The following is a 20760-nucleotide window of genomic DNA, read 5'->3' on the forward strand; positions in this document are numbered from 1 at the left end:
CGAGAACCCATCTATAACGTCAATGCCGAAAGGTTGCAGCGATCTCGTCATTGTCAAGCGACTCCAGAACCCGGTTCCACATCTTTAGGTTTTCATGCGCCCAGTACCCGTACTCCACTTCTGCACTCTTGGAGTAAAAATAGATACCTTTTTCCATGAGCGGACCCTGTTCGTGCACAATTTTGTGAGCCAAATCGCGTAGAGACACTCCGGTTTCATTAAGGAAGCTAACCGTCATCAGTGGAGTGGTTGGAAGGACTTTGAAGGCCGTGTCACCATCACTCAGCGCCTGAGCCTCCAATGAAATCCCCGAATGTCGGCGGCTGGTTCTGGCTTCAGCAATTATAACTTCGACCTTATCTGCAAGAACTTCATCAAGTTCAGCCTTCTTGATCATTTTGGAACGTAAGTTGCGAGCCGCACTCTCGTCGCCATTGTTGGATGTGAGATAGTTGAAATCATGTAGCAGCGCGGCGGCAGTCACCAAGGATATGTTTGCCTTCAGTTCGACCGCGTATTCCGCCGCCTTACTGGCAACAAATCTGACATGATTCCAGCCGTGGTACGGAACATCCTTATCGCTCGCTTGATAAAGGTCGCGAACGATAACTCGAAGGTTTGTCAATTTTTGAAGCATCGGATCCTGTCTCCGTAACCAGAAGTCATCTAACCAAGGAGAGAATTAAGCAAGCCCAGATCTTGACTTGCCTTGCGCTGGTTCACAGTGACTGCGCCCGTGGACATCGGCGCGATCAGTCTAGACGACGGATCGTCAACCGACTCGGTCGCTACGAGCGTTACCGACCATCTGTCACGAAGACCAGTAGTGACGTGATAGCTCCAAGAGGGGATTAGATATGGAGACGTACTGGCTGTCCGCAGTTCCCTGCCGGTCAAATGCGCCTCAACACTCCCTTGCATCAACTGAAGCCGGCTCACCATTGATTTGTAGTCCGTCACTACTGAGTATAACCCGAAACGCTGGCCATTGCTTGCAGCAACACGAAATGAACACTCCTCGACTTCTCCACACATCACCGCACTCCAAATGCGCCACCCATGTGCATGCACCTGCTGATTTAAGGTCTTGTTCTGCCGAAGGCGGTAATTTTGAATTTCATGCGGAGGCCACATGTGAATTCGGATATTCCACCCGGGAAGGATATTGTTGATAATTCGAATCGCCGTGAATCCGTACGGATGTTCATAGCTGTCGACTCGCTCGCCTTTGACGATCGATGCCACGGTTCCTGGCGACTGCACTGAAAGCCACTTTACAACGCCCGAATCTCCTACCCGATTAGTCATAGTCTGTTCTCCTTCCCAAGGTTCGAACTATTTCGAGCAGGTCCTCGTCGGGGGTTTGATTAATTTGCAACTTTTCGAAGAATGATCGAAGCTCCGCCAGGTCTTCAGTGGTTAGTAAGTTTGGGTCAGAAGGAATGTCGCGATTGATCACAGGACGAACCTTCCGAGCAACCGCCCAACTCGCATCAAAGTCGTCGCAGTAGGACCTATAAAACGACGATGAGTTCCGAAAGATGAGTGCATCCTCACCCTTGTTCTGACCGGTTACAAGTGCCGCGATGTCCGATAGGTCCAAGCTCATAACCCATACGTATGGGGCTAACCCAAAAGTGACTTCAACACGTGGCGCCTTTCGTACTTGTAGTGCCGCACGAAGAAGTGATGCCATGACCTCAAACCTAGCCCGACGAACCGACCAAGCGCCCACGCGCGACTTAGTATTGCTCATCGAATGAGAGTAGGCCGCCAGCAAGTCAGTCCTGTCAGGATCAATGACTAAGATACGAACGCTCACGGCACGTCCGTTACTCAAAGCCGAGTTGGCTATCTCTCGTAAAGTAATGGTGGTGAAGTAGTTGGCGCTCCGTGAGCGCACAGCCCAATTTCGTGTAGGTCGCGTTTGTTCAGCCAAGGCGCCTGCGATGTCAACGCTTCTTACCACCTCGTGTGGCACCTCATTCTCGAGTGGGTACAAGTAGACATAGGCGCCACCAACAATTAGCGAGGTGAGAGTAGCGGCCAGCATGTTGTCGGCGATATTGGCAGAGCTCTGCCAGATTCCCGCATTTGCCCGATTGCCACCTAGAATTGTGAGTCGAGCAAGCGCAAGTGCGATAAATCCCAGAGCAAGGGTAATGAAATACCATCGACGAAGTACGGCCGATCTCGAGAACCCCACCCGAGCCCCTCCCCCGGCGCTGCCGACTGCTATTCGGTTGAGCATTCGCCGCGCCTGGTCCCAGAACTTGAACACTTGGCGGAAGCGAGTTCATCCCCCACCCCAAGCGGGTGTACAACTCTATCGGGTATACCCGATGTGTATATAGATTGTCGGGAAGCCGACACGCAAGACCTTTCTCGGCGGACACCAATCCGCCGACCTAAACCTTGGTGGTGCGGTCGTTTGTCGCCGATGGCGCCGGTCTCATACTGCTCGCTAGTTATGTCCGCAACGCCGAGAAAGCACCTAATACACCCTGATTTGATCAGGGTAGCATTTGCCCGCTGCGGTGCAATTCGCTGAGGGTCATCAGCTCTTTGTCCACGATGGCGCGGCCAGCGGCGTCGATCTCTCCGACGTACGTTACGCCGTCCACGTTGGCCACCGCACGAACGTGTTCCAGCTTCACGTATTCGTTGTCCAGCAACTCAGAACTCTGGCTGGTGACGATCACCTGGGTGCGCTGCGCGGCGTCGTCCAACGCCTCGTACATCGCCCCCACCCCGGCCGGGTGCAACGCGGTCTCCGGCTCCTCGATGCCGATCAACGGGATCCGTCCGGCGAACGCCGCCGGCTGGAACAACGCCGTCAGCACCCCGGCTGCGAGCAGCGTCCCCTCGGACAGCGACTCCCGCAGGAACACCTCCTCGCCGTCACCGGCCGCCCCGGCCCGGAAGCGAACCTGCACCGTCGAGTAGCGCCCCTCGACCCGCTCGTCGACCCCGAGCGCGTTCGGCACCAGCGCCCCGAGGTAACTGTCCAGCCGTTCCTTACCGACTGGGTCCTCCCGACCCAGCTCACCCAGCACCGAACCGAGGAAGTGGCCGGTCCTGCCGAGCTGCCCACCGGGCGCCAGCTGTTTGTCCAAGGCCCGCAACGCGGTCGAGTCCAGTTCGTAGAAGGCCATCGCCCGGAGCCGAGTCTCCAGCACCCCTTGCGGATCGCCCTCGCGAATCACCGACGCCGGCAGCCGCAACCGCATGGTGCGGTCCGTCCCCGGGTCCAGCGGCAACCGCAGCTCGCCGTCCGCAAGCCTGATCGTCGCTGCCTCACCCCGCACGAGCAGGGGCAGCTCACCCAACGGGTCCTGCGCGACCTCGAAGCCGTACGTCGCCGGGATCGGCGCCTGCCCGGCCTGCCGGGGCGGCAACGCCAGGTCGAGCCGGATCTCGAACGACTCCATGGCGCCGCCCGGTCCCCGGTGCAGCAGCGCGCCGAGCCCGCCCCGGTCGGCCACCGCCTGCGGCACCGAGCCGGTCAATGCATCCGCCACGAAGCGCAGTACGTCGAGGAAGTTCGACTTCCCGGAAGCGTTGAACCCCAGCAGTACGGTCAGCGGCCCGAGCGCCACCTCACAGCCGGCGATCGACCGGAAGCCCCGCACCCGTACCCGACGGACGAACGGCACTGTCAGGTCAGGCCCGTTCATCAGCGGCCCCCTCCGTCGCTCCGTCGCCAGCCCAAACCGCAGGAGAGTGTCGTTGCCAACCGCCCCGCGCCCGACCCTACCAGTGCGCCGTTTGGCAACATGAGAGCAATCACCCGGGCAGTCGCCTTTCCGATCCTGTGAACAGTCCCTGGCCACGCCCCCGCATTTGCATACTTCGTTAAGGTCTCAAATAACCTGGCATTGGCGAACACCGACACCCGTACTCTCGTTGCAGCAGACAGGGCTCGAGCGCTCTGTCCGGCAACTGTCGTTCTGCTAAACCGGCTCCGCGCTGTTTCGACCGGCACTACTCCACGAGAGCCATCCTGTGGAGTAGTAGTCCTCGGTCGCCGGCAGGGGCTCCTCAGCGTCGGATCAGGCTGTTCGCCATGTCGATGACGGCTTCCTCAGCCGGCCGGGGCTGCCAGCCCAACATCCGACGAGCCTTCTCGCTCGACGCCTCGCGTACCGCCCCGAGCTCAGGCAGCACGAACGCGATCCGCGGGCTGAACCTGGCGGCGAGACGCACCGCCCAGTCCGGCAGCACCCGCGTCGACACCCGGTCAGCCTCGTCACCGAGCCGGGTACGCAGCAACACCGCGATGTCCCGCATCGACATGGTGCCGGCGCTGGCCAGGAACCGTTCCCCGGCCGCCGCCGGATCGGTCATCGCCCGTACGTGCAGGTCTGCGACGTCCCGTACGTCGACCACACCGATGTGGATCCGGGCCAGGACCGGCTGACGGCCGGTCAGCATCCGGTCGATCTGGTCTGACCACAGGGACCGGTCCGGACCGAGGGCCGGACCGAAGATGCCGACCGGGTTCACCACCGCCAACTCCATGCCTTCGCCGTCCTTGCGCACGAAGTCCCAGGCGGCGCGTTCGGCGAGCAGCTTCGACTTCGCGTACGCGGAGACCTGCCCCCGTTCCGGATCGGTCCAGTCCTGTTCGGTGAACAGCCGCTTGTCTGCCGGGTGACCGTACTTCACCGTCACGATCGACGACGTCAGCACCGTACGTCTGACCCCGGCCGTACGTGCCGCGCCCAGTACCCGCAGCACCCCATCGCGTGCCGGCCCGATGAGTTCGTTCTCGTCGCGGGGCTCGGCCAGCGGCACTGGAGAGGCGACGTGGAGTACGTAGTCGCATCCGGCCACCGCCTCGGCCCAGCCGTCGTCGGCAGTCAGGTCGGCAACGGCGAAGCTGAGCGCGTCACCCGGTTCCGTTCCCCCCGCCTGCAGCATCGTGCGTACGTCGGCGGCACGACCCGCCGAACGCACCGTGGTACGCACCCGATACCCCTGCAGCAGCAGCCGTACGACACAGTGCGCCCCGACGAAGCCGGAGCCTCCTGTCACCAGCACCTGCTCGCCACTCATTGCCGACTCCCGACACCGCTCGCACTGTGAACGGGCAACGCACCCCCGCCCCGGACTGCGCCGAAAGTACCGGTGACACCTATGTCTGCGACCGGGCTGGGCCGATGTTCCCGGACTTGCGACAGCACCGGTGGTCGCAGGATCGACAAATGATCTATCCTGCTGGCCCTTCCCGGGCGAGGAGCAAGACAACGCCGGTGGCCAGGCAGACGGCGGACGCTGCGGGAGGCAGCAGCCACCACGCCGGTGACCCGATGTCCAACAACGACCCGCTGAAGCCGCCGAGCCTACCCGGCCCGGACATCACCCGGATGCTCGCGAGGAAGGCGGCGATCACGGCGGCGAGTACGACTGTCCGCCGTCGGATCACCGGGTCGATCCGGGCGATCGCGGCGACGAGCAGCCCGATCACGACAGCGTACGTCCCGGCCGCGAGCAGGTTCAGAAGGCGATCGTCGACGGTGACGTCCTCGCCCTGCTGAGTCCACAACAGTGGCTCGACGGCCGAACCGCCGACACCGGCCAGCCCGGCCACCGCTATCAGCACCATCCCGCGTCTGCCCAGGAGGGTCACCGCCCGGCGACGTGGCGCTGGCATCGACACCGCCGTGGCGGCGATCAGCACCAGGATCACCGCCGACACCTCCTCGGGCGACTTCGCCAGGCCGCTGGGTTCGTTCGCGGAGGCCGCCGCGACCTCGGCGAGCACGCCACCCCAGCCACCGATGACCGCGATCAGGCGCCAGCCGGCGACCGCCGCGATGACCACCAGCGCCCAGATGACGATTCGCGGGCCGGTGCCGGCGAACGCGTTCGGAGCGGAAGACGACTCCGGGAAGCGCAGTGACCAAGCCGCGTCGGTGACGGGCGGACGGGCGTACCTGGCGGTCAGCAGGACCGCGCTGACCAGTCCGACCGTCGCCGCCGCATCGGTCCACCACCGCCCAGGCCGGCACGGGACATGCTGCATCGTCCCAGTGCACCACAGGTGAAGTTCGACCCGTGCGCCGTTTGGCAACGTGAGAGCAATCACCCGGGCAGTCGCTTTTTTCGATCTTGTGAACACCCCCTGGCCACGCCCCGTCTTTAACATAGTTCATTCAGGTTTCAAACACTCTGGGCATTGGCGAACGCCGACACCCGTGCTCTCATTGCAGCAGACGGGGCTCGAGCACTCTGTCCGGCCACAGCGCCCGGTGATCCCGGCAGCTGACGAGCCGGGCAAGCCGTCCAATTCACCGGTAGTCCATGCGTCACCGCGCCCAGGAGGCCAGTTTCTCCTATGTCCAGACCGCATCGATACCGTCGCCAGGCAATCGCGACAGCCGCGGCTTCCGCACTTCTGGTAGTTTTCGGCGCCACCCCAGCGATGGCTCAATCGGCGACTTCTCTCGCTCCCCTGCTACCCGCCGAGAATGGCACGCCGAACGGCGGCTACATTGTCGTTCTCAAGGACCAGCCGCTCACCGGCGGCGCGGCGAACGACCCTGTGGTGGCCGCCGAGCAGGCCGGCGGCCGGGAGGTCCACCCGTACGCGACGGTGCTGAACGGATTCTCCGCGAAGCTCGACGCCGACGCTCTCGAGTCGGTGCGCGCCAACCCGAACGTCGAGTACGTCCAGGCCGACGCCGTGGTCCAAGCCGTCGAGCCAACTGTGACCGTCGGCGGCGCGACCACCCAGCCCAATCCCCCATCCTGGGGTCTGGACCGGGTCGACCAGCAGAACCTCCCGCTCGACCAGGAGTTCAGCTACGACACCGACGGCACCGGGACCACCGTGTTCGTCCTGGACAGCGGGATCCGTACCACGCACGACGATTTCGGCACCCGGGCTCAGTGGGCCTACAACGCCGTCAACGACGGCAACAGCCCGGGCGACTGCCACGGCCACGGCACGCATGTCTCCGGCACCGTCGGTGGCGCCACGTACGGCGTCGCCAAGGACGTGCAGATCCGCGACGTGCGGGTGCTGAACTGCAGCAACGGCGGCACCAACGCGGACCTGATCGAAGGCATGGACTGGGTGGCGACGAACGCACCGCCGCGCTCGGTGGCGAATCTCAGTCTGCAGAACTACGGCGTCGTGGTGAACACGGCCGCCCAGAACATGATCGACGCCGGGGTACTGGCGGTGTTCGCGGCGGGCAACAACAACAGTGACGCCTGCGGCAACAACCCGCGGTCGCCGGACGGCATCGTGGTGGGCGCGACCACCATCACCGACAGCCGGTGGTCCAGCTCCAACTACGGCTCCTGCATCGACGTCTTCGCTCCGGGCAACAGCATCACCTCGGCCGGCAACAGTAGCGACAGCGCCGTCGCCTCCGGCTGGTCGGGCACCTCGATGGCCGCTCCGCACGTGACCGGCTGGGTGGCCCGCTACCTGGAGACCAACCCGAGCGCGACGATGGCCCAGGCCAAGGCGGCGCTGCTGAGCGCGGCCACCAGCAACGTGCTGACCGGCATCGGCACCGGGTCGCCGAACCTGCTGCTGTACGCCGACCCGGGAAGCACGGTGACCGACACCATCGCGCCGTCGACCCCTGGCACCCCGGTGGCGTCGGGCGTGACCGCGACCTCGGCCACGCTCACCTGGACGGCGTCGACCGACAACGTCGGGGTGGTCGGCTACGAGATCGAGCGGGCCACCGGCGGCGGTGGGTTCGCGCCGGCCGGCACGTCGGCGACGAACTCGTTCCCGGCGACCGGGCTGACCCCGGGGACCAGCTACCAGTTCCGGGTACGGGCTGAGGACGCGGCCGGCAACCTGTCGCCGTTCTCGTCGGCGGTCACCGTCAACACGCCGTCGGGGGCGGGCACCTGCCAGGTCTCCTACGCGATCAACAGCGGTGGCTCCACGTTCACCAGCAACATCGTCATCACGAACACCGGCACCAGCACGATCAACGGCTGGACCCTGGCCTTCACCCTGCCCAGTGGGCACTCGTTCGGCAGCGGGTGGTCCGCCACCTACGGTACGAGCGGCCAGGACGTCACCGCGACCTCGTTGACGTGGAACTCGACGCTGCTGCCGCAGGGCACGGCGAACATCGGGTTCAACGGCACCGGTTCCGGGACCGCGGAGCCGACCGCGTTCACCCTGAATGGAACGCCCTGCACCGTCGTCTGACAACCGATCGGGCCGGGTACCGGAAACGGTACCCGGCCCGCCAGCGCGGGCTCCTAAGCTGGGCTTACCAGCCAAGGGCAGACCTGGGTCGTTCGACCGGAGGTGGGTTCGGTGCCGACACTGGCGTGGATCGTTCTGGCGGGTTCCGCGATGGCCCTGCTCGCCCTGTCCGGCAGCCTGACCTTCGTGCTCCCCGAGCGGATCTTCAACCGGATCGTCCTGCCGCTGGTGGCGCTCGCCGCCGGTTCCCTGCTCGGCGGCGCGCTGTTCCACATGCTGCCGGAGTCGGTGGCCGCGCTGGGAAACGAGTTGAGTGTCTACGTCTGGCTCGCCGCCGGGTTGCTGACCTTCCTGATCCTGGAACAGTACCTGCACTGGCACCACTGTCACCGGCCGGTGTCCGAGCACCGGCCGGTGGGCTATCTGATCCTGATCGCGGACGCGTTGCACAACCTGATCGGCGGCTTGGCGATCGGCGCCGCCTTCCTCACCGACATCCGCCTGGGCATCGTCACCTGGCTGATCGCCGCCGCCCACGAGATTCCTCAGGAGATGGGCGACTTCGGCATTCTGGTCCACAGCGGCTGGTCCCGGCGTCGCGCCCTGTCCTGGAATCTCCTTTCCGCCTCCACCGTCCTGGTCGGTGCTCTGGCCGCGTACGGCCTGGCCGAACACGTCGACATCGCCGTGCTGATCCCGTTCGCCGCCGGGAACTTCATCTACATCGCCCTGGCCGACCTGGTACCCGAGTTGACCACCAAGCCCGCCGCCCACGACAAGGCGATACACACTGTCGGATTCGCCGCCGGACTCGCGCTGCTGCTGGGTGTGGCGCTGGCCGTCCGACCCGGATAGGGCGCGTTCGGTGTGGGCGCTCCGCGCGCTTGCGGGCCGGCCTCAGTTGGCGACCTTCTCCCCGTACACCTCGTCGGCCCTGCCACCCGCGTCGGGGTCGATGCCGGCGGTGTCCCCGACACCGCCACCACCATCGCCGGTTCCGCTGGTGCTGCGCAGGCTCCAGATGATCGACACCGCGATGGTGACGACGATGACCCCGAGGGTGAGCGGGATGGGCAGCTTGCCGACCGGGGTTTCGGAGAGGATCAGCTTGACGCCGGCGAAGGCGAGCAGCACGGCCAGGCCGTAGTGCAGGTGCACGAATCGGCGCAGCAGCCCGGCGAGGCAAAAGTAGAGGCTGCGCAATCCGAGGATGGCGAAGGCGTTCGCCGTCCAGACGATGAACGTGCTGGTGCTGATGGCCAGGATCGCCGCGATCGAGTCGATGGCGAAGATCAGGTCGGTGGCCTCGACCGCGATGAGAACGACGAACAGCAGGGTCGCGACGCGCTTGCCGTCGACCCGGGTGAAGAACTTCTCGCCGTGGTACGCCGGGTCGGTGGGGATGACGCGGCGGACCAGGCGGACCACCGGGTTGCGGTCCGGTGGGGTCTGCTCGTCGTGCCGGAAGGCCATCTTGTAGCCGGTGTAGATGAGGAACGCGCCGAACAGGTACGCGGTCCAGAAGAACGTCTCCAGCAGTTCGGCGCCGACGAAGATGAACACCAGCCGGAACACGAGGGCGCCGATGACGCCCCAGAACAGCACCTTGTGCTGGTAGGCGGCCGGGACGGCAAAGTAGCTGAAGATCAGCGCGAAGACGAAGACGTTGTCGATCGACAGCGCCTTCTCGATCAGGTAGCCGGCGTAGTAGGTGCTGGCGATCTCGCCGCCCTGCCAGACCCACAGCAGTACGCCGAACAGCAGGCCGGCGGCGATCCAGACGCCGGACCAGATGGCGGCCTCACGGAAGCCGATGACGTGGTTGTCGCGGTGCAGGAACAGGTCGACGGCCAGCATCGCGGCGACCGCGAGCATCAGCGCGGCCCAGACCCACCAGGAAACGGTCAACGGACAGACCTTTCGCCCGGCCGACCCGTGGTCAGGGCCGGCACTACTGGACGAAGGTCTCCCCGAGCCACCGGGTGGCGGCTGCGTCACCGGGGCGCGGCAGGTCCGGGCCCGTGCTGACGACGACGCGGTGGTACGCGGGTACTCCCCCTCGAACTACGCACAAGTATTCGCGAAGCATGGTTCGCATGTCAAGGGCCGACCCACTACCGCCGACACGGCGGCGAACGGCCGGACCTACGATCCCGCTTTCACGTACTGTCCTACGTATATTGCGTCTGAAGGCCGCGCGACGACGAGGGCGACGACGAGGGGACGGCGGGTCAGCATGTCGGTGCCAGCATCAGCCGAGCCCGGCGCGCAGCCGCCCGCCCGGGGCTGGACCTTCCTCACCAACCACGCGCACGTGCTGCTCGCCATCGCCCGGGACCCGACGGTACGGCTGCGCGACGTAGCCACGTCCGTCGGGATCACCGAACGCGCGGCCCAGGGCATCGTGGCCGACCTGGCGGCCGCCGGCTACCTGCGCCGCACCCGGGTCGGTCGCCGCAACCAGTACACCGTCGACCCGACCGGGCACTTCCGACACCCCGCCGAAGCCAACCGGCAGATCGGCGACCTGCTCGACCTGTTCACCCGGCAATCCGACCGGCCCGGGCCGGAGCAGCCACGACCCGATCCGCCTACCGGAGGCTGATCCGACCTCCTACCAAGGTCGTAAGTCGAATGTGGCCCTGCGCCAGATGGCCTGGCCGCGCCGCCACAGCAGGCTGTTGTGCATGACCCAGAGCAATGCATCAGAGCAGACCGCGTACCGGTCGTACCTGCTGCGGCCCACCGGCCGACTGCGGCGCGTCGGCGCCGCCCTGGCGATCGCGGTCGCCGTCGGCGCGAGCGTCGCCGGGTGTGGTGCGGGCGCCGCACCGCACGACGCCGCACCGACGACCGGAACCCCGGCCGCAGCCGCCGAACCGGCCGCACTGGACGGCGGTGACGTCGACGCCTGGCTCGACGACGTGCTACCGGACGCGCTGGAGCGTAACGACATCGCCGGGGCCACCGTCGCCGTCGTCCACGACGGCAAGATCGTCACCACCCGGGGGTACGGCCACGCCGACACCGGCACCGGCAGCACCGGCGACGGCAACAACACAGCGGTGCCGGTCGATCCGGAGCAGCACCTGTTCCGGATCGGCTCGGTGTCGAAGCTCGCCACCGCCACCGCCGTCATGCAGCTCGTCCAGGACGGCCGTCTCGACCTCGACACCGACATCGACCGCTACCTCGACTTCGACCTCCCCCGCAGCTTCGACGAGCCGATCACCCTGCGGCACCTGCTGACCCACACCCCCGGCTTCGAGGAGCGGATCGCCGGCCTGATCGGTCAGGAAGGCGCCTCGGCCGATCTGCGTGAGGCGCTGGTCACCGACCCGCCGGAGCAGATCTTCCGGCCGGGCACCGTGCCGGCGTACTCCAACTACGGCAACTCGCTGGCCGGCTACATCGTCGAACGGGTCAGCGGCGTCCCGTTCGAGGAGTACGTCCAGCGCAACATCTTCGACCGGCTCGGCATGACGTCGTCGACGTTCGAGCAGCCGCTGCCCGCGCCGCTGGCCGGCCGCATGTCGCAGGGGTACGCCACCGCGTCCGCCCCGGCCGGCGCGTTCGAGATCGTCAGCACCCCGCCGGCCGGGGCGATGAGCGCCTCCGCCCCGGACATGGCCCGGTTCATGCTCGCCCACCTGGGTGAACCGGTCGGTGACCAGCCGTTGCTGGACGCGGCGACGCTCGACCTGATGCACCAGCCGGCGCTGGACGCCGCGTCGCTCGGTACGCTCGCCGCCGGCCCCCGCATGACCTTCGGGTTCTTCGACGAGAGCCGCAACGGCCGGCGGATCATCGGACACGGCGGCGACACCCTGTACTTCCACAGCCACCTGCAGATCTACCCGGAGGAAGGCGCCGGCTTCTTCGTCTCGCTGAACAGCACCGGCACGTCGGCGCTGGCCAACCACAAGCTGCGGCTGGCGCTGACCGAACAGTTCGCCGACCGGTACTTCCCGGCGGCACCCGCCGGGTCCGTGTCCAACACACCGGCCGGCTCGGCCGAGCGGGCCGCGATGGCCGCCGGCACGTACGAAAGCTCCCGCACCGTCCGGAGCAACTTCCTGACCCTGATCGGCCTGACCGGGCGGACCACGGTGAGCGTCCGTGACGACGGCCGCCTGCTGTTCGAGCCGCGTCCGCTGTACGATTCCGCCGCCGTCTACGAAGAGATCGAGCCGTGGGTGTGGCGTGAGGTGGGCGGTCAGCACACCGTCGCGATGCGGGCGGCCGGCGGCAAGGTGGAGGCGATCGCCTTCGACTCCGCGTTCGCGCTGCTGCCGGTCGAACCGGCCCGTGGCACCATCCTGGCCCTCGGCGTGATCGGGGCATCGGCGGTGGTCCTGCTGCTCACCGTTCTCGCCTGGCCGGTCGGGGCGATCGGCCGGCGGGTCCTGCGCCGGACACCACGCGACCGGGCCGGACGCACCGCCCGGGTGCTGAGCCGGGTCGCCGTCGGCAGTGCCCTGCTCGCGCTGGCCAGCTGGGCGGTGGGTCTGGTGCTGGTCATGAACCTGGAGGATCTCTCCGCCGTCTCGCTGCGCACCGTGCAGCTGTTCCAGCTGATCGGCCTGCTCGGGGTGATCCCGGCGGCGGTCCGTCTGGTGGACGATGTCCGCCGTCGGGTCGGCTGGTCGCGCACCGCCGGCAGCACCCTGGTTCTGCTGGCCCTCGCCGGTACGGGGTGGTTCGCTATCGAGTTCATGCTGCTCGCGCCGAACATCTCCTACTGACAGCACGAACCGCCTACCCGACGCCGGCCAGACCGCCCGTCGCGGCCCGTCACCACCTGGAACAGAGGATGCCGACGACCATGAACGACCACATCGAGGGCCGGCCGTTCGTCCGTGACTGTCTGCTCGCGGCCAGCGTCGCCGCACTGACGTTCACGTTGCTGGCGGCGCTGTTCTGGGTGGTGACGCCGCCGGACGCGTTCGCGCTCACCCCGGCGCGGGAGTGGCTGCTGGTCTGTCTCGCCGTCGGGCAGGCACTGCTGCTGTGTCTGCGCCGGGTCCGCCCGCTGGTCTGCCTCGCCGCCGTCGTCGGCGTCCAGGTCGTGATGATCGCGTCGTCGCCACCGGACGCGACGATCCGGGGGTTCGCGCCGTTCGTCGTGGCGTACACCATCGGGGGTCTGCTGCCGGCCCGGCGGTCCTTCGCGCTGGTCGGCGCGGCGGCCGCGGTCGAGACGGCGGCGGCGGTCGGCACCGCCGCGGCGGGATCGTCCGGCCTGCTGCTGCCGGCGGTTGGCCCGGCCGGGTCGAGCGTGCTGTCCTACCTCGGCGGCGCGTTCGTCGGCAGCTACGTGGCCACCCACCGGCGCTATGTGCGGTTGCTCCGTCAGCAGGCCGCCGAGGCGGTCCGGACCCAGCAGGCGAAGGTACGGGCGGCGATCGGCGCGGAACGTACCCAGATGGCCCGGGAGCTGCACGACGTCGCCGCGCACCACCTGTCCGGCATGGTGGTGCAGGCGGCGGCGGTGCAGCAGCTGATCGACCGGGATCCGGCCGCGGCAAAGGAGGGGGTGGCCTGGATCCGGGCGCAGGGCAAGGCGACGTTGGACAATCTGCGGCTGGTGGTCGGGGTGCTGCGGGCCGGCCCGGCGGACCGGACCGACGGTGACGGCCCGGACCCCGACGGCGAGGGCGCCATTCCGGTGCCCGGGCTGGCCGTGCTCGACGAACTGGTCGGGACCGCCCGGGACCTGGGTACGCCGGTCGAATGCGCCATCGACGGGACGCCCCGCCCGGTGTCGCCGATCGCCGACGTGGCGCTCTACCGGACGGTGCAGGAGGCGCTGTCCAACGCCCGGCAGCACGCGCCGGGCGCTCCCGTCCAGGTCACGCTGCGGTACCTGCCGCTTGCGGTGTCGCTGGCGGTGGTGAACGCCCCGCCGGCCCGACGCCCGGAGCCGGCGGTACGGACCAGCAGCGGCGTCGGCCTGGTAGGCATGCGGGAACGGGCCAAGTTGATCGGTGCCCGATTCGCGGCCGGGCCGACCGCCGACGGCGGCTGGTCTGTCACTGTGACGCTGACGGACAACGGAGGTGAGCGGTCGTGACCGCTGCGGAAGCCGGGGCTGACGCCGGGGCCGGGACGATCCGGGTGATGCTGGTGGACGACCAGGCGGTGGTCCGGGCCGGTTTCCGGGTGCTGCTGGAGCAGGCCGCCGACATCGAGGTGGTGGCGGAGGCGTCGAGCGGGTCAGCGGCGGTCACCACCGCCCGACGGCTGCGCCCCGACGTGATCTGCATGGACGTGCGGATGCCCGGCGGGGACGGGCTCACCGCGACCCGGCAGATCCTCGCCGACGCAGCCGGGTCGGCACCGGCGGGGTCGTCGGCGGCCGGGTCGGCACCGGCGGGGTCGTCGGCGGCCGGGTCGGCACCGGCGATCCTGGTGGTGACCACGTTCGACCTCGACGAGTACGTCTTCGGCGCGCTCGAAGCCGGGGCCAGCGGCTTCATCCTGAAGGACTGCGAGCCCGAGGACCTGATCGACGCGATCCGCCGGCTGGCGGCCGGCTACGGTCTGGTCGACCAGACGGTGACCCGCCGGGTGATCGCCGAGTTCGCCCGGCGGCGTCCGGCGGCGTCACCCGAGTCGGCGGCCGCGCAGCAGCTGACCCCCCGGGAGGCGGAGATCGTCCGGCTGCTCGCCAGGGGCCTGTCCAACAACGAGATCGCCGACGAGCTGTTCATCGAGACCAGCACCGTCAAGTCGCATCTGGGGCGGGCGATGGCGAAGATCGGGGTACGGGACCGACTGCAGACCGTGGTGTGGGCGTACCAGAACGGACTGGTCCCCCGCTGACGCCGCTCAGTCCAGGACCGCGTCTCAGTCCAGGACCGCGTCGGCCTCGATTTCCACCCGCACGTCCGGGGCGTACAGCACCTCGACGCCGATCAGCGACGACGGTGGGAACGGCTGCGGGATAGCGAGTTCGTCGGCCACCCTCGCGACGCCGGCCATCAGGTCGTCCATCTGCTCCGGGGTCCACTCGGTGACGTAGAACCGCAGTCGGACCACGTCCGTGAAGCTCGCGCCGGCACCGGCGAGACCGCGCGCGGTGTTGCGCAACGCCTGCGCCACCTGGTCGGCGAGCTCGTCGGTGTCGCCGACCGGCCTGCCGTCGGCGTCCCGCCCGACCTGGCCGGCGACGTGCACCTGGCGACTGCCGGTGCCGATCGACACGTGATGGTACGGGACGGGCCGGGCCATCCCCTCCGGGGACAGCAGCTGCACGGTGGTCATTGCGGGTTTCCCATCGTCGAACACGAACGCCATCAGGTATCAGATGTCTACCTGGTATCCGAAGGGAACTTCAACGATACTAGGTGTCATGCCGGAAACCACCCTCGCGGAAGCTGACTCCCCACTCAATGCCGAGCAGCGGGAGCTACTGGACCAGGTACTGGACAAATGGTCGTTACGGGTGCTCGAGACGCTGTGCGGGCGGCCGTTGCGGTTCAACGAGCTACGCCGGGAGATCCCGGCGGTCACCCAGAAGTCGCTGACCGCCACGCTGCGCCGACTCGAACGCAACGGCATGGTCGAACGGGTCGTCACCGGCACCCGCCCGCTCGCCGTCGAGTACCGCATCGCCCCGCTGGGCAAGGCCCTGCAGGACCTCGTCGACGCCCTCTTCGGCTGGACCGCCGCCAACTACGCCGAGGTCGAACGCGCCCGCCGCCGCTTCGACGATGAGGTGACGCAGGCAAGCGTGAAGTCGTGACCGGCCGCGCCCCGCCGCCCGCACCCGCAGGCCGGGCATCCGCCGCCGTCCGATGTCGAGGGTGAGCGCCTGCCACGGACCGACGACCGGACTGTTCGCCCTGCCCACCTGCGGCATCGTAGGACCCACCGGCAGGCACTGCCCTACAAGATCGCAGCCAGCACGTAATCGCCCGTACGGCCAATCGATCTATCGATCGGCTGAGGCGGGCATCAGCCGTTGCGCGTCGCGGATGTGACCAGCGCGTCAATCCCGGCCGGGAGCCGAGCAGGAGTCTAGAAGGCGCCGTCAACGTCATGGTAGGAATGCGCCCTGACATGGGTAGACGTGCCGATGCACCCCATCGACCCACGCTTCCCTGGCTCCTGCGGTGGCCGACGTCGACAACGCAAACGTAAGAGGACGGAGTTCGCGTGACACGGGCCTTGTCAGCAGGCGCGGCGCACACCCGCTCCGGTGACCACCGCCGCCGGTGGTTGACCCGCGGCAGCATCGTGCGCCTGCTCCGGCTCCTGGTGGCCGTACCACTGGTCGCCGTCATCGGATTCGCCGGAATCGCCCTGCAGGGCACCGTCCGGCAGGTGATCAACACCAACCGGGTCACCGACCTGGTACAGCTCTCCGCAGAGGCGGGCACGCTCGCCCGCGCGTTGCAGGCCGAACGGGTGGTCGCCGCCGTGGAGCTGACCGCCGAACGGGAGACTGCCAGCGACAGCTACGCGCAGCAGGTCGCCCGGACCGACGCGGCGATCGCCACGTTCCAGCAGCAACGGACCGAGGTGACGGGGGACAACCCCGTCCTACGCCGCGTCGACGCCGGGCTCGACGCGCTGACCACCGTTCGCGAACAGGTCCGCTCCAGCCCACGCGTGTCGCTGTCGGCGATCGCCTTCAGCTACCGGATCCTCATCGCCGACCTGCTCGCCTTCCGCACCTCGGTGGTCGCCGAGAACTCGGCGGCCACCGCCGACCTGGTCCGGGCGGCGGTCGCGGTGTCGGAAGCGAGCGAGGCCATCGGGCAGCAGCAGATCATCGTGCTGCGCAGCCTCGGCAGCCCGCTGACCGCCGCCGGTCAGCAGGAGAGCGCCGGCGCGCAGGCCCGGTTCGTCGAGGCCAGCAACTCGTTCCTCGAACTGGCCGGGCAGGAATGGGTGGTGCGCTGGGAGCAGATCGGCACCGACCCGCAGGTCGTCGCCGGTCAGCGCCTACAGGACCAGGTGGGGCGGACCCTGCCCGGCGAACGGTTCGGGATCAACGCGGACGCCTGGGTCGAGGCCACCGAGGGGTGGATCGGTCAGCTGTTCGGGATCCAGCGCCAGATGGACGCCGCGGTGGCCGACGCGGTGGCGGCCGAGCGTCAGCAACGGCTCTACGCCGCGGTGCTGCAGGGTGTCGGCATCCTCCTCGTACTGGTCCTCACCGCAGCGCTCACCGGTGTGGTGGCCCGGCGGATCACCAAACGGCTACGCAGCCTCCGCAACATCGTGACCACCGTGGCGTACGACCGGCTGCCGGCCGTGGTCCGCGAACTCGACGCCGCCGCGCCCGGCACCGTCCAGCCCGACGAGGTGGCCGACCGGTCGGTGTCGGAGTTCCCGATCACCGGTACCGACGAGATCGCCGAGGTGGCGACCGCGACCCGCGCGCTGCACCGCGAGGCGGTACGGGTCGCCGGCGTACAGGCGGTGCTGCGGTCCAACGTCTCGGAGATCTTCGTCCACCTGTCCCGACGCGAGCAGCGACTGGTCGACGCGATGCTGGCCCAGGTCGACCGGGTGGAGCGTGACGAGACCGACCCGGACCGGCTCGAACAGCTCTACCAGCTGGACCACCTCGCCACCCGGATGGCGCGGATCAACCAGAGCCTGCTGGTGCTCGGTGGTTCCGGCATTTCCCGGGTACGGCGGGAAGCGGTGCCGCTGGACAACGTGATCCAGGCCGCGCTCTCCCAGATCGAGCACTACATCCGGGTACGGATCGGCACGGTCGACCGGGAGCTGTCGGTCGCCGGCACGGCCGTCGACGAGGTCGCGCACCTGCTCGCCGAACTGCTGGACAACGCGACCAGGTACTCGCCGCCGGAGACCGAGGTGATGGTCACCGGGCACGCGCTGTCCGACCGGGCCATCGTCGAGGTGGTGGACCAGGGCGTCGGGCTCTCCGAGCAGCGGTGTGCCCAGCTCAGTGCCCAGCTGGCCAGCCCTGGGACGGTGGACGTGTCGGGCGTACGGGCGATGGGTCTCAGCGTTGTCGCCCGGCTGGCCGCCCGGCACGGCGTCCGGGTCGAGCTGCGTCCCGGAGCATCCGGTGGCACGGTCGCCGAGATCATGATGCCCGCCTCGGTCATCACCCGCCGGCCGGTGCAGAATCCCGAGCCGGCACCGGCCCTCGCCTGGCATGCCCGGCCGTCGCTGGTCGGCGGTCGGCCGATCGTACCGGCGGCCTTTGGCGGCGACCGGCCGGTGATCAACGCCGGCCGGGCCACGGTGAAGGCACCAGCGCCGCTGTTCCGCCCGACACCCGCACCCGATTCGGCGCCGTCACCCCCGCCCGCGCCCCCAGCCCCGCCCGCGTCGACGCCTCCACTGCCGCCGACGTCGGCCCCGGCGCCCGCGTCAGTTCCCCCGCTCACGTCAGCGCCGCCGTTCACTCCGGCGCCCCCGCCCACGTCAGCTCCCCCGCTCACGTCAGCTCCCCCAGAGGTGCCGGCAGCGGCATCCGCGTCGGTGTCCGTACCCGCCCCCACGCGGCCGGTGTCAGCCCCGCCGACGGCCGCGACAGCGGCCACGGTGGGAACGGCGGTGGCCGAGGCCCGGCGTAAGGTCAACGGCTGGTTCAAGACGGCGATGGACGGCGATTCGGTGATCGTCACCTGGCCGAACGACGAAGGTGAACGGTGGACGGCCGCCACGACCGCAGTCGCCACCGCCGCGACCACCACCGCCACGAGCGCAGCCGACCAGGTCGGGTTGCCGCGCCGCGTACCGCAGCACCACCTGATCCCCGACGCGCCGCAGCCCGCTTCCGACGCGCCCCGCAAGCTCGACCCGGGCGCCGTGTCGGCGGCGATGTCGGCCTACGCCAAGGGCGTGGCCGGACGTCGCGCCCCCACCTCCGCCTGACGCTGACCCTCCCACCTCTCCCGACCTGGAGCGCCGCCGTGACGAGCCCGAACGATTTGAGCTGGCTGTTGCAGAACTTCGTCAGTCAGACCCCAGAGGTCAGCCACGCCCTTGCCATCTCGACCGACGGGCTGGTCCTCGCGCACAACTACGGCCTGCCCCGGGACCGGGCCGACCAGCTCGCCGCCACCGGCAGCGGCCTCATCGCCCTGCTCGTCGGGGCGGCCCGCTTCTTCGAGGCGGGAACGGTGATCTCCAACGTGACCCAGATGGACGGCGGATTCATGTTCTGCATGTCGTTCAGCGACGGCGCGTCGCTGCTCGTACTAGCCTCCCCCACCTGCGACGTCGGCCAGGTCTCCTACGAGATGACCGACCTGGCGAACCGGATGGGCGAGGCGCTCACCCCGGCGGTCCGTGCCGAACTGCTGCGGGCCCTGTGATCGGCATGCGACGCCTGACCTGGTGGACACGCCCCCACGCCGCCGCCCGCTCCGACCGTCGTCGGCTGCTCGCCGCCGGCCTGACCGGCGTCCTGGCCGTCAGCACCGCCGGATGCTTCGGCGGATCGGGCGAAACGCCGCAGCTGATCAAGGTCGGCATGCTCGCCAACATCGACGGCCAGCTCGAAGCACCCGGTGACGAGCTACGCGACGGGTTCCAGCTCTACCTGGACATGCACGATGGCCAGCTCGGCGGCCACCCGGCCGAGATGGTCATCGGCGACGAGGGGTACGAGAGCGGAGTGGCCGTCGAGTCGGCCACCCGGCTGCTGGAGCAGGACGGCGTCTCCGCGATCACCGGCATCATCAACGGCGGAAACGTCACCGCCATCCTGCCGCTGATCAACGAACACCAGGTGCCGCTCGTCGGCGGGCTGGGCCGACCCGAGCTGGACGACGTGACGTACGTCTGGCACACCAACCTGCTCTCCGAAGAGCCCGGCGTCGCCATGGCACCGTTCGTCAAGCAGGAGGTCGGCAACGGCCGCGTGTACGCCATCGGGCCGGACTTCCAGGGTGGCCGCGACGAGCTGCGCGGCTTCGTCGACACCTTCAAGTCGCTCGGCGGCCGGATCGCCAACCCCACCGGGCAGGCCGTCTTCTCCCCGTTCCCGGGCACCACCGACTTCGGGCCGTACCTCGACGAGATCGCCCAGACCGGTGCCGACGCGATCTACTGCTTCTTCGACGCCCAGAGCGCCATCTCCTTCGTCCAGCAGTACGCCGAGTCGGACGTCGCCGACCTGCCGCTCTACGCGGCGGGCTTCGTGACCGAACCGGCTAGCCTCGACGCGCAGGGCGCCGCAGCGGAGGGCATCTACAACGGGCTGAACTACTCCCCCGACCTGGACAACGCGGCCAACCGGGAGTTCGTCGCCGCCTGGAACGCCACCTACCCCGGCCGGACGCCGACCTCGATCGTGATGGCGTCGTACGACGCGGCGGCCGTGCTGGACCGGGCGATCACCGCGGCCGGGGTCAACCCGACACCGGCGGAGATCAACGCGGCGATCGCCGGGCTGGGGCAGCTCACCAGCCCGCGCGGGCCCTGGCAGTTCGCCAAGACCACCCACGCCCCGATCCAGAAGTGGTACCTGCGCCAGGTCCGCCGCGACGGCCGGGCACTGGCCAACGTGGTGGTGTCCGAGCTGACCACCCTCGGCGGCTGAGGGTGCCGTCGCACCCCGACCGAAGGCAATA

The 20760-nt window shown here is 68.2% G+C and carries 18 protein-coding genes; 10 read left to right on the forward strand and 8 right to left on the reverse strand.

The features are described from left to right. Positions 1-19 precede the first annotated feature (19 nt). From EDC02_RS21595 to EDC02_RS21610, 6 genes are all read right to left on the reverse strand, one after another. Complete coding sequence (locus tag EDC02_RS21595) at positions 20-637, reverse strand: HD domain-containing protein (RefSeq protein ID WP_123603530.1); 618 nt, start codon at positions 635-637, stop codon at positions 20-22. A gap of 29 nt (positions 638-666) precedes the next feature. Then, positions 667-1308: a hypothetical protein gene (locus EDC02_RS39640; protein WP_148083545.1), complete on the reverse strand. Its 642-nt coding sequence runs from the start codon at positions 1306-1308 to the stop codon at positions 667-669. Continuing rightward, positions 1301-2206 carry a hypothetical protein gene (locus EDC02_RS39645; protein ID WP_148083546.1) on the reverse strand — a complete coding sequence of 302 codons (906 nt, stop codon included), beginning with the start codon at positions 2204-2206 and terminating at the stop codon, positions 1301-1303. Before EDC02_RS39645 ends, EDC02_RS39640 begins: the two co-directional genes overlap by 8 nt. 307 nt (positions 2207-2513) lie before the next feature. After that, complete coding sequence (locus EDC02_RS21600) at positions 2514-3677, reverse strand: AAA family ATPase (protein WP_148083547.1); 1164 nt, start codon at positions 3675-3677, stop codon at positions 2514-2516. A gap of 364 nt (positions 3678-4041) precedes the next feature. Next, entirely contained in the window at positions 4042-5058 is a 1017-nt protein-coding gene (locus EDC02_RS21605) for an aldehyde reductase (RefSeq protein WP_123603532.1), read from the reverse strand. Between the two features lie 154 nt (positions 5059-5212). After that, positions 5213-6028 (reverse strand): hypothetical protein, encoded by an 816-nt coding sequence (locus EDC02_RS21610; protein ID WP_123603533.1) that lies wholly within the window; start codon positions 6026-6028, stop codon positions 5213-5215. 399 nt (positions 6029-6427) lie between these two features. Between EDC02_RS21610 and EDC02_RS21615 the strand changes: the two genes are divergently transcribed. Together EDC02_RS21615 and EDC02_RS21620 are read left to right on the forward strand one after the other, a co-directional pair. Continuing rightward, a complete protein-coding gene (locus EDC02_RS21615) occupies positions 6428-8188 on the forward strand; it encodes a S8 family serine peptidase (RefSeq protein ID WP_158632262.1) in 1761 nt (586 codons plus the stop codon). 111 nt (positions 8189-8299) lie between these two features. Further along, positions 8300-9043 (forward strand): ZIP family metal transporter, encoded by a 744-nt coding sequence (locus EDC02_RS21620; protein ID WP_123605019.1) that lies wholly within the window; start codon positions 8300-8302, stop codon positions 9041-9043. A 42-nt stretch (positions 9044-9085) separates the two neighbouring features. On the opposite strand, the gene EDC02_RS21625 is transcribed toward EDC02_RS21620, so the two are convergent. After that, positions 9086-10096: a TerC family protein gene (locus EDC02_RS21625; protein ID WP_123603535.1), complete on the reverse strand. Its 1011-nt coding sequence runs from the start codon at positions 10094-10096 to the stop codon at positions 9086-9088. A 328-nt stretch (positions 10097-10424) separates the two neighbouring features. Here EDC02_RS21625 and EDC02_RS21630 point away from each other — a divergent pair, with 328 nt between their 5' ends. The 4 genes from EDC02_RS21630 (at position 10425) to EDC02_RS21645 (ending at position 15013) form a co-directional block, all read left to right on the forward strand. Then, positions 10425-10793 carry a MarR family winged helix-turn-helix transcriptional regulator gene (locus EDC02_RS21630; RefSeq protein ID WP_123603536.1) on the forward strand — a complete coding sequence of 123 codons (369 nt, stop codon included), beginning with the start codon at positions 10425-10427 and terminating at the stop codon, positions 10791-10793. Positions 10794-10875: 82 nt separating this feature from the next. Continuing rightward, complete coding sequence (locus EDC02_RS21635; RefSeq protein WP_123605020.1) at positions 10876-12933, forward strand: serine hydrolase; 2058 nt, start codon at positions 10876-10878, stop codon at positions 12931-12933. A 68-nt stretch (positions 12934-13001) separates the two neighbouring features. Further along, positions 13002-14261 carry a sensor histidine kinase gene (locus tag EDC02_RS21640; RefSeq protein ID WP_123603537.1) on the forward strand — a complete coding sequence of 420 codons (1260 nt, stop codon included), beginning with the start codon at positions 13002-13004 and terminating at the stop codon, positions 14259-14261. A 47-nt stretch (positions 14262-14308) separates the two neighbouring features. Continuing rightward, on the forward strand, positions 14309-15013 hold the full coding sequence (locus EDC02_RS21645; protein WP_123605021.1) for a response regulator transcription factor: 705 nt from the start codon (positions 14309-14311) through the stop codon (positions 15011-15013). A gap of 24 nt (positions 15014-15037) precedes the next feature. Here the strand turns inward: EDC02_RS21645 and EDC02_RS21650 are convergent, their stop codons facing one another. After that, positions 15038-15454 carry a RidA family protein gene (locus tag EDC02_RS21650; RefSeq protein WP_123605022.1) on the reverse strand — a complete coding sequence of 139 codons (417 nt, stop codon included), beginning with the start codon at positions 15452-15454 and terminating at the stop codon, positions 15038-15040. 88 nt (positions 15455-15542) lie between these two features. Between EDC02_RS21650 and EDC02_RS21655 the strand changes: the two genes are divergently transcribed. The 4 genes from EDC02_RS21655 to EDC02_RS21670 all read left to right on the forward strand — a co-directional run bounded on the left by EDC02_RS21655 (position 15543) and on the right by EDC02_RS21670 (position 20729). Next, positions 15543-15935: a helix-turn-helix domain-containing protein gene (locus EDC02_RS21655; RefSeq protein WP_123603538.1), complete on the forward strand. Its 393-nt coding sequence runs from the start codon at positions 15543-15545 to the stop codon at positions 15933-15935. A gap of 413 nt (positions 15936-16348) precedes the next feature. Continuing rightward, positions 16349-19057 carry a nitrate- and nitrite sensing domain-containing protein gene (locus EDC02_RS21660; RefSeq protein ID WP_123603539.1) on the forward strand — a complete coding sequence of 903 codons (2709 nt, stop codon included), beginning with the start codon at positions 16349-16351 and terminating at the stop codon, positions 19055-19057. A 38-nt stretch (positions 19058-19095) separates the two neighbouring features. Continuing rightward, positions 19096-19500 (forward strand): roadblock/LC7 domain-containing protein, encoded by a 405-nt coding sequence (locus EDC02_RS21665; RefSeq protein WP_123603540.1) that lies wholly within the window; start codon positions 19096-19098, stop codon positions 19498-19500. Between the two features lie 5 nt (positions 19501-19505). After that, a complete protein-coding gene (locus EDC02_RS21670; protein ID WP_123605023.1) occupies positions 19506-20729 on the forward strand; it encodes an ABC transporter substrate-binding protein in 1224 nt (407 codons plus the stop codon). Positions 20730-20760: the final 31 nt, after the last annotated feature.

This window comes from Micromonospora sp. Llam0 (genome assembly GCF_003751085.1).
Lineage (GTDB): Bacteria > Actinomycetota > Actinomycetes > Mycobacteriales > Micromonosporaceae > Micromonospora_E.